Annotated in this window: 6 protein-coding genes; 2 read left to right on the top strand and 4 right to left on the bottom strand. The window is 34.9% G+C overall.

Annotated elements, in window-relative coordinates:
• Nucleotides 1-575 (top strand): RCC1 domain-containing protein (locus tag ACFORK_RS21490; protein ID WP_379202810.1); only part of this gene is annotated, 575 nt, incomplete at its 5' end.
• 777 nt (nt 576-1,352) lie between these two features.
• Here the strand turns inward: ACFORK_RS21490 and ACFORK_RS21485 are convergent.
• The gene (locus ACFORK_RS21485; RefSeq protein WP_379202808.1) at nt 1,353-2,342 is read right to left on the bottom strand and encodes a DGQHR domain-containing protein; all 990 of its coding nucleotides are present in this window, start codon (nt 2,340-2,342) and stop codon (nt 1,353-1,355) included.
• 145 nt (nt 2,343-2,487) lie between these two features.
• On the opposite strand from ACFORK_RS21485, the gene ACFORK_RS21480 reads away from it, so the two are divergent.
• On the top strand, nt 2,488-2,862 hold the full coding sequence (locus tag ACFORK_RS21480) for a helix-turn-helix domain-containing protein (protein WP_379202806.1): 375 nt from the start codon (nt 2,488-2,490) through the stop codon (nt 2,860-2,862).
• Between the two features lie 356 nt (nt 2,863-3,218).
• On the opposite strand, the gene ACFORK_RS21475 is transcribed toward ACFORK_RS21480, so the two are convergent.
• From ACFORK_RS21475 to ACFORK_RS21465, 3 genes are read right to left on the bottom strand one after another with little or no spacing between them, the layout of a single operon-like run.
• Complete coding sequence (locus ACFORK_RS21475; protein ID WP_379202804.1) at nt 3,219-4,019, bottom strand: hypothetical protein; 801 nt, start codon at nt 4,017-4,019, stop codon at nt 3,219-3,221.
• Nucleotides 4,012-5,799: a hypothetical protein gene (locus ACFORK_RS21470; RefSeq protein ID WP_379202802.1), complete on the bottom strand. Its 1,788-nt coding sequence runs from the start codon at nt 5,797-5,799 to the stop codon at nt 4,012-4,014. Before ACFORK_RS21470 ends, ACFORK_RS21475 begins: the two co-directional genes overlap by 8 nt.
• A 17-nt stretch (nt 5,800-5,816) precedes the next feature.
• Nucleotides 5,817-8,543 (bottom strand): hypothetical protein, encoded by a 2,727-nt coding sequence (locus tag ACFORK_RS21465; protein WP_379202800.1) that lies wholly within the window; start codon nt 8,541-8,543, stop codon nt 5,817-5,819.

The following is an 8,543-nucleotide window of genomic DNA, read 5'->3' as shown; positions in this document are numbered from 1 at the left end:
AGAGTGACGGCAGTGTGTGGACGTGGGGAAGTAATGCTTATGGTCAACTGGGCGATGGAAGTACCGTTACACGGTATGCTCCGGTGCAGGTGAGCGGTCTGAGCGGCGTGAAAAGCATCGCCGGAGGTAGCAGCCACAGTTTGGCGATGAAGAATGACGGCAGTGTATGGGCATGGGGAAATAACGCCTCTGGCCAACTGGGCGACGGTAGCACCGTGCAGCGGACCATTCCGGTTGCCGTTGTGTCGAATAGCGCACCAGTAGTGACGGTAACAACACCGTCAGGAACGCAGGCAAGTCCAACGGTGTTCAATATTACGAAACCGACGATTGGATGGACCCAGGTGGATGCAGCCATGACGACCTTTACGGGCTACCAGGTGCAGGTGCTGGACGAGTCGGGAGTAGTGATACTGGATTCGGGAGTACAGGCAACGAATACACTTCTAACCAGCAATACGTGGACGGTAACCACAGCACTTTCAACCTTTAAAAAGTTGCAAGTACGGGTGAAAGTCACCGACGGTGCGGCATGGTCCGAATGGTCAGCCGTTACTTGGATGATTTTACAATAAAACTTTGTGAACTTTCTGCTGAGATATTATCTAGATAATTACCAATCTAGTAACTCATATCACTAAGCAAGTGGGAATTTACAGAAGGATGTATGATGTTGTGCGGAATTTAAAAAGGAGAATCTGAATTTAGAGCATTTAACCCCATCGTTTCCGATGGGGTTTTGCTTGTACTAGCAAATGAATGAGGGGCTTAGTATTGGAACAAAATCTTATGTGGAGAGTATCAAGAAAGCTCTGGGCTAACTGGTGATGTTATACGTACTGAGATAATTTTAAGGTTGACTAAGCAAACAGCCGACCTTGGGGCAGTATTAAAAGATCTAAGATAAAACCTAGCCCATCTGCTATCTCCAACTAACCGAGGCAAAGAGGTATCTCCAACCGTCGTACCATTGGATACGACTTCGAGTGTAGTTCCCTCATTCTCGATTGATTCTACTCGTAAACTACCAAGCGGAGGTCAAGTACTAGTTTGTATAGATCACACTTTACTTAATTACTAAATCAAGTAAAGTTGGATTAATTATATAATAAACAGCGATCAAGAATATACCAGCATGGGTTCGATTTTAATTAGTAAGTCGTATTTTTTAAAGATAGTTTGATCGATTTCTTTAATCATTGTATGCAATCATTTAAGAAATTAAGGCTTAGGTCATATAATCAGTTGTCTTAAATAATTTTTCGAAAAGTGAATATTTAGGTAGGTAAGATGATTAAATACAATTGTTACTTTCAGTGATATTACTTACGTAAGAGTAAAAAAGTTCCATCTTATAAAAGCATTATATCAGTAAGATCAACTGACAAAGATTTTGACCCACTAATCCCCTTCAAATACTTTAGTGGACCATTAGAAGACCAATCCATTGACTGAAGTTTTTTTATGTGCTTATGCATTGTGTTGTAGTCGATTCTCCCGCGCTCATTTAAGCTGTTTGTCAAGACTTTAGATCCAGCTATAGAAAGAGCATCCAGACAAACGATATGAGTGATACGATACTCCCCGTAATTAATCCATTCTTTAGAAAAGAGATCTTTAATAGCGCGGTAGTAGTTTAAAGCGATTTGATACTTTTCCTCATTAGTTATTCCTAACAATTTTTGTTCTTTAAATAATAATTGAATTGTCCGATAGAGGTTTTGTAAAGTAACGTGACGTCCGCGAGTACGTTTGCCAACGATGCTACCTATGTTATGAAATGGACTTTCAGGTCGTGTGATCAGTTCTGTAGAAATCCAACTGTACTCATCAGAATTTCGGCGTAAGTATTTACTGAGAGAAGTTCCGATTCCTTTAGCTTTTGTATTGATTGTATCAAACAACTGAATTTCTTCTTCTTCATCAAGATGATGGAAAGCTAAAAATGGAATGTTTAACTCAGCATGTGTTTCTTGAACATATCGTTCCACTCCGCCCAGACGATGCTGACCATCCATAAGCGATGCTTTTCCTTTACAAACAATTCTTCCATAGTTAGTTCTGACGTTATCGTATGGAGAGAACTCCCAATTTCCCGCAGCATTTAATAATACTGGCGTAAACAAAGCATCATCACCTTTAGATAAGTAAATCGCAAAGTCGGTACTTCGTTTTGAATCTATAGGTCTTTGATAACCTTTTCCTGCTGGGTGATTATAGTGTTTTACATAGGTGACATTCAATGCGGTACTAGCAGGCATGTAGCTTTGGTAAGCAACCTTGCCACGCATTTTATATTGCAGAACATTTTCGATTACTATTGGCCTTGGTAAGGTGCTCATATAAGTAAATCCCCTTTTAGAAATTGATACAGTATAAAAAATAATATAGACCTTAAATTATATATTTACAAATAGAAATATATAACATGAGTATCTGTAACCTAAGGATCAACTTACCTACTCTAAAAGAGAGGTGGTTGTTATCGTGACTATTCATATTACTGAATATGTAGGAGAGAGAATAAGAGCACTACGTAAGAGCAAGGATTATACTCAAGAACAACTAGGTGAGAAAGTAGGATTGCCTCAGCCTTATATTGGTGGGGTGGAGCGGGGAGAACGAAATATATCTTTAGAAACCCTCGAGAGGATACTAGAAGCCCTTGAATGTCTCCCTAATGATTTTTTCAGGTATTACACCGGAGAGCGTCTGTCGGATGATGAAAGGGCAAGAAAAGTCATTCTGGACAGTTTAAATGAGGTGCTTACTAAAAGGTCAGTGCATGACATACAGATGATTGAACAACTCGTACAAAAAGTGTTAATTACTATAGACTCACATATTGGAAACGTTAATTAAATGAGAAGAAATCAAGATGATAGGATATTAAAAAAACGCGTTAAGATGCGATAAAGCGTACTCCGTAAAATAGAAAAAGGAATAAACCCCTGGTTTATCTCATGAATTTCTAATATGTGCTTTTTTACCTCAGAGGGCTAAAGTTTAAACACTTCCAGCATCATTATAATTTAGAGACGATTAGACTTCATCTTCAAGAGGATTGGAGATATCGTAAGATTCGAGGCCAACTCTTATAAGAGTTGGCCTCGAATCTTGCACTGTTAGTTAATACGTGCTTCCTTAAAAATTATGATGAAATTCTGATTTTCGTCGTTAAAAAGAGAATTTTGATTAAAAGATTCTTTTTATTGGACTTAATCAAAGTCGTATTCTTTTTCATAACTAGATACTTTGATGTTGGTTTGTTTAGATCGATATTCATCAAGACTTGCAATTGAGAGGGTTTTCTTTGAGTTATTATTAAAGAGTGAATAAAAAGAGCTTGGGTCTCCGCTAAAGGTATCACGAAGTGCACGCTCTACTATGTTGGACCTACCTTTACCGGTATTTAATTGATTTTCAAGTGGAACATCTCGTGAATAACTGTATTCAAACAACTTAAATAAAGTATCTTGAAGTGCTTGATTTTGTTTTTCAATTCGTTTCTTTTCTTTTTTTATTTCCGAAATATTTCCCAGTAATTCTTCCACCTTTTCTTCTAACTTTTTCTCTCTTGATAGACATGATTTAATTAGTTTCTCAAAACGATTCAAATGCATCTTTAACAGTGTGGGACTATTTTTGTGCATTTCAATTATTGTATCAATCTTGGGAATGTGCTGTTCAACTGTATTTGCTTTTGAGACGGTCTCTGATAATAAATTATTTACTGCGTCTATCCTTTGTCTCCCTTGATATTGAGGTTTTCTCCAGAAATCATCACTTAATTTAATATTTTTATATATTTTTTTTTTAGGTAGTTCGTCTGTTTTTGGATCAATCAATTGATAATACATTTTGTTTGTAAATAATGGATCTTTAATATTCCAAAGATGAAATGCAAAGTCACGTACACCACTGTATTCGATCTCACCAGTGATATTATTTAAAGCTATATAACGATGTATTATTTCATCAATTATTTCTTCGCCATAGATTCTTGTTTTATTAGCCATTTTCATCAACCGTACTTTTTTCTAAGTTGAATAAGAAAGTGGAACGTTTAAGAAGTTGATCATTTAACTTTTTCTGAGTTGAAAGTACATTATCAGCAATTTGAGTATTTAACTCACCTTTATGAACAAAGCGATGTGTATCTTTTAAAAAGGCGAATAGATCATGGATTTGATTGTCACATTCGTTAATAAATTGTTGTATTTCATTATTCTTTTCTCTAAATTCCTCTGCACTGATTCTCCAATAGTTACAGTGTGAACAATGGGATTTACAAGCTTGTAACGGGTCTGTACAATAACCTAATTTTAATTTATTCGTGACCGAACTTGTTGTAGGTCTAAGGACGAACTTATGTTTAAATGCGGCGTCTAATCTGTTAGATAAAGTATGAGTTTCACAATTGTACTGAATAACATCACTGCTTATGTTAGTATTTGTTTTGATTCCAAGTCTAAAGGTCTTTAGCAATTTTTGAGTTTCCTCTTCAATCCAGTACTCCTCATGATTTTGGTAATTTGCTTGTGTTTCAAGGATAAGATGCCCTCCAAATCTAGCAATCTCAGGTTTACTCCAACCTTGTGCAAGCATATTTATAAACGCTATGTGCCTTGAGTCAATCGCGCGTACTCGTATAAGATCGCTATTACATTCATACACAACCTGAGTGGATTTCCTTCCAACAGGTGCTAGATTAGAGTATGAAAAACCGTAATATCCTTGTATTATTTCAGAATAGAATCTCTCAATTAGGCTTTGTAAGTCAGGGGTTAGGAAATAGTCATTGGACCTTTTTCGACACATAATATTCATTGAGTTTTTCAACGTTTTTTCATATGCCAAACGAGACAAAAAGGTTTTTCTGCTTTTGTGATTAAAGCGTGCGATGACATGGCTATATTCATTTAGTAGTTCTTCGATATGTCTTGGGATTAATATTTTGTCTATGATTTGCTTCCGGTTCTTATTTTTTCTTCCTTTCAATCTCGGGAGTTTTAAATAACACTTTTCATTTTCATAAAGCATACAATCAGTCTCAATGGCACAAAATTCGAATGGACGTAAGGGAATCACTGTAGTTATTCTCCACCATAACAGTATTGGGAAAAAGTGGATATACTCCTTACTCTTAGTATCTACATTTTCAAAATAATCTTCTAACATCTTAGAGAACTTTAGAATATCTAAGCCAGACGGAATTAGTCTAGACTTGTTTTGTTTTTTTAGATTCCTTAAAACTCTACCTAGTTTATCTGAGTACAGGTGCTCTTTATCTATTTCTTCATAAAAAGATAAAAAATTCAACACTGAGATAACTTTTTGCCTTTTTGGGCTATCTTGCAATGCTAAAGAGGCAAGGAATATGGAATAGTCTTCTACACTGTTTTTGGCAAATGCATTTGTAACTAGAAGAGCTTCTTTTACATGATTAAAGTATGTTTCGACGGATGTGGCACGCAAATTATCCTTTACTATTCTGTGTAATACCCAGCATTTAAGTGCGGTTTTTACGTTTTCAATGTCTAGATGTTTAACAAAAGTAAGGGAATCGAGAAAATTAAAATCCATAGTTTCTGTGCAACCGGAAATATTATTATAGAAATGCCATTTATTTGACTCGTAATTAATATCAAGTGCATGAATATTATTCAAGTCCTCAATTAACTGATATGCTTCCATTCTGGAAAAATTGTAATCAAATACTTCTGAAGTCTCAAAAACAATTTCATCAAGAAAATCGATATTATACAGATATTTAGCTGCTAGAGCTTTAATACTCAAATAAATTCCTCATCTCACTATATAGATTGGTATTGTTTAATAGGGCCTATAAGTTTTAATTTATTATTTATTCCTGTGGCAAACATAGCGACTTCATCTTTCCCATACTTATCCTGAGCATATTTTAAAAGCTGTAAATCAATAGCTAACCAATTAGCCATCCTTGTTTTTTCAGCATTTGGCTGCTCTTCTAACAAAGTGTTTTGAATAATCTCTATTTTCCTAAAGATTCTTTCGACTACTGATGATAGTGCATAGAAATGCGGAATGGATAGTGGGCATTGACCACAATCTCTTCCAGGGAACTTACATTCATACTCTGATATTAGACATTGATAGTTTTTTTGTTTACTTGGTAACTGACCTGTTATTAATCTGCCATAAATATCTTTGATTTCCGTAGGTGACATCTCCTTAATAATTCCGCGTACTATATCCTTATATTCCTCATTTTCGTTAAAAAAAGCACTGGAAGCATGAGTCTTGACCTGAAGTACAACATTAATAAACCCGGCTGTTTCTTCAATTTTGTATATATCACCTAAGTCCTCTATAATTGTTTTTATTTGTTTAGTGCGGTGGTGCTCTGAAGTTGCCTCTCCAAAAAGTATTTCAGCAAATGCATCAGGAATATGACCAAAGATATCTCTATCAAAGAGTTGCAATGAGATTTCGTCTAAACGTTGTTGGGGAATATCTATATAAATGTCAGTTGTTTCAAAATTTGCATGGCTTCTTAATATCCTAAGATACTCGGTGTCTTTTTCATTACCATATTTAGTCTGAATAAACTGTACAAGGCTTATCACTGTTCTATTCATCAGTCTATTTTTAAATAGGAAATCACTTCTTGAATAAAACCTAAAAAACAATTTAAAAGGTTTACTCAGTAGTTTTCGACCACTAATATCACATATGTTGAAAATCACCTTATCGGCGGTATTATCTATTGCTTTAGTTTTTAGTGTGCAGATTAGATAAGAAGTAACAAAAGCTCTTTCTAGTTGAGGAGCACAGAAGAAGAGACGCTCGGCTCCTGTTTTACTTACGATCATAGGTGAAGCTTTTATTCTAAAGATAATTTTTTTTATATCAGAGTCACTGATGTCGTTATTCTGTAACCATTGTAAGTCTAAAATATCAGTACCTTCTAAACTAATTATAGGGAGATCAAGACAGTCGCTATGCCTCCATGCATTATTTAAATGCAGCAAAACATACAACCAAGCGGAATCATAATTATCGGATGTGCAGTTATGTTTTGTTAATCGAATAGCTGAGTTTATTGCAGAGTGCTTATGCAACTCAATGTTTATGGAATGTTTAAATAAATCTGAGTATTCGTCAAATGTTAAGCATTTTTTGTCATGAGAAGATTTGCGTTCTAGTTTCCTGGGATTTATAAGACGAGCAATGTTAGAAGGTTTAATATTACTTTTCATCTCGATGACTTTGAAGACGAATTGTATAAAATCATATAATTTTTCCCTAATATGTCTGTGTATCTGTGAATTTGTTAGAATAAGATTAATATCATTTGATGAGCACTCATAAATTTCTTTCTTTATAAAGTTAACGAGTACTTCTGTTGTTTTCACGAGAGTTCTGATATAACTTGTTATTGTGTAAGACTGATTTCCTGGGCGTTGGAGTTTGTCTGATATGAATTCTGACCAAAGTTTCTTGGTTATTGGAGGAATATGGTCTATATCAATTTGCAAAACCTGTAATTGCCTATTGAATTCATAAGGTGCATGTGTGATTGTTGACTCAAAGATTAAGCTCTTTCTAATTTGGCTTTCCATATAAAAGTTATGAACATCCTCTTTTTTGTACAACCATTTACCACTATTGCGAAAATGCCAACTAAGGTAGGGAGGTATTTCGATTTTTTTTATAGAACTAGTTTTATTGAAAAAATCCCTGTTTTTATCTGGATGTAAAGTATGAATATCTAGAAAGCTGTAGTAATTTTGACTGAGTATTTGAAACTCATATTCTTGACGCTGAATCAGTGTAGCAACATCTTCTTTCTTGAAATATTTTATATTACCTTTTTTTAAAGATGGGGAAAGGATATTCTGTTTTACGATAACCTTAAAATACTTCAGTGATAAATGTGCTAATTCCATAACTTGATTAGACATAAGATATCCATCAACATTAAAATCTGGAAGTTTTCTATCTGTTTTAGGCTTAAAATTATGTATTGCTTCCATTAAATCGTTTCTACGGACATATCTAGCTTTTCCGGTTGAACCTATCGAAAATATTTTTAGCAACGGTCGTCTCTTTAACCAATGACTGAAAATAGTTCGGTCGGGCGTACCTTTTATCTCCCTGGCTTCTTCTAACGTAATGAAGTCACGCTGAAGCTCTTCAAATTCTCTTCGATTAAAAAAAAGTCTCCTGTCAAAAGCTCCATACAAAGGTTCCCTGATTTCTATTACTCTCATAAAATTTTTTTGGTCAAAATTTTTATTTTTATCTTCGTAAGTTTTTACATAATTATAAAAAGCTTGGTTATCAAGATGGAGTGCTTCAAATACTTCTTTGAAGTAAATGTACTCTTCATGAAATTTATTGAATTCATCAAGTGCACCCTTCATTGACTCTTTGCATATCAAGGTGGGAAGGCCGCCGCCACCTTTTTCTATCACTATTAGCTTTCTTGCTTTAATCAAGCGATCAATCATTCTCGCTGAAAAGCCTGTTTGTCTTGATACTTCCGCTATTGATATCAT

Source organism: Paenibacillus sp. GCM10012306, from assembly GCF_042649265.1.
Taxonomy (GTDB): domain Bacteria; phylum Bacillota; class Bacilli; order Paenibacillales; family Paenibacillaceae; genus Paenibacillus_AQ.
This window is presented reverse-complemented; position numbering and strand designations above follow the sequence as displayed.

Coding starts and splice junctions, on each gene's coding strand:
- ACFORK_RS21475 (WP_379202804.1), bottom strand. CDS start 4,019: ATGGCTAATAAAACAAGAATCTATGGCGAAGAAATAATTGATGAAATA.
- ACFORK_RS21485 (WP_379202808.1), bottom strand. CDS start 2,342: ATGAGCACCTTACCAAGGCCAATAGTAATCGAAAATGTTCTGCAATAT.
- ACFORK_RS21465 (WP_379202800.1), bottom strand. CDS start 8,543: ATGATATCAATAGCGGAAGTATCAAGACAAACAGGCTTTTCAGCGAGA.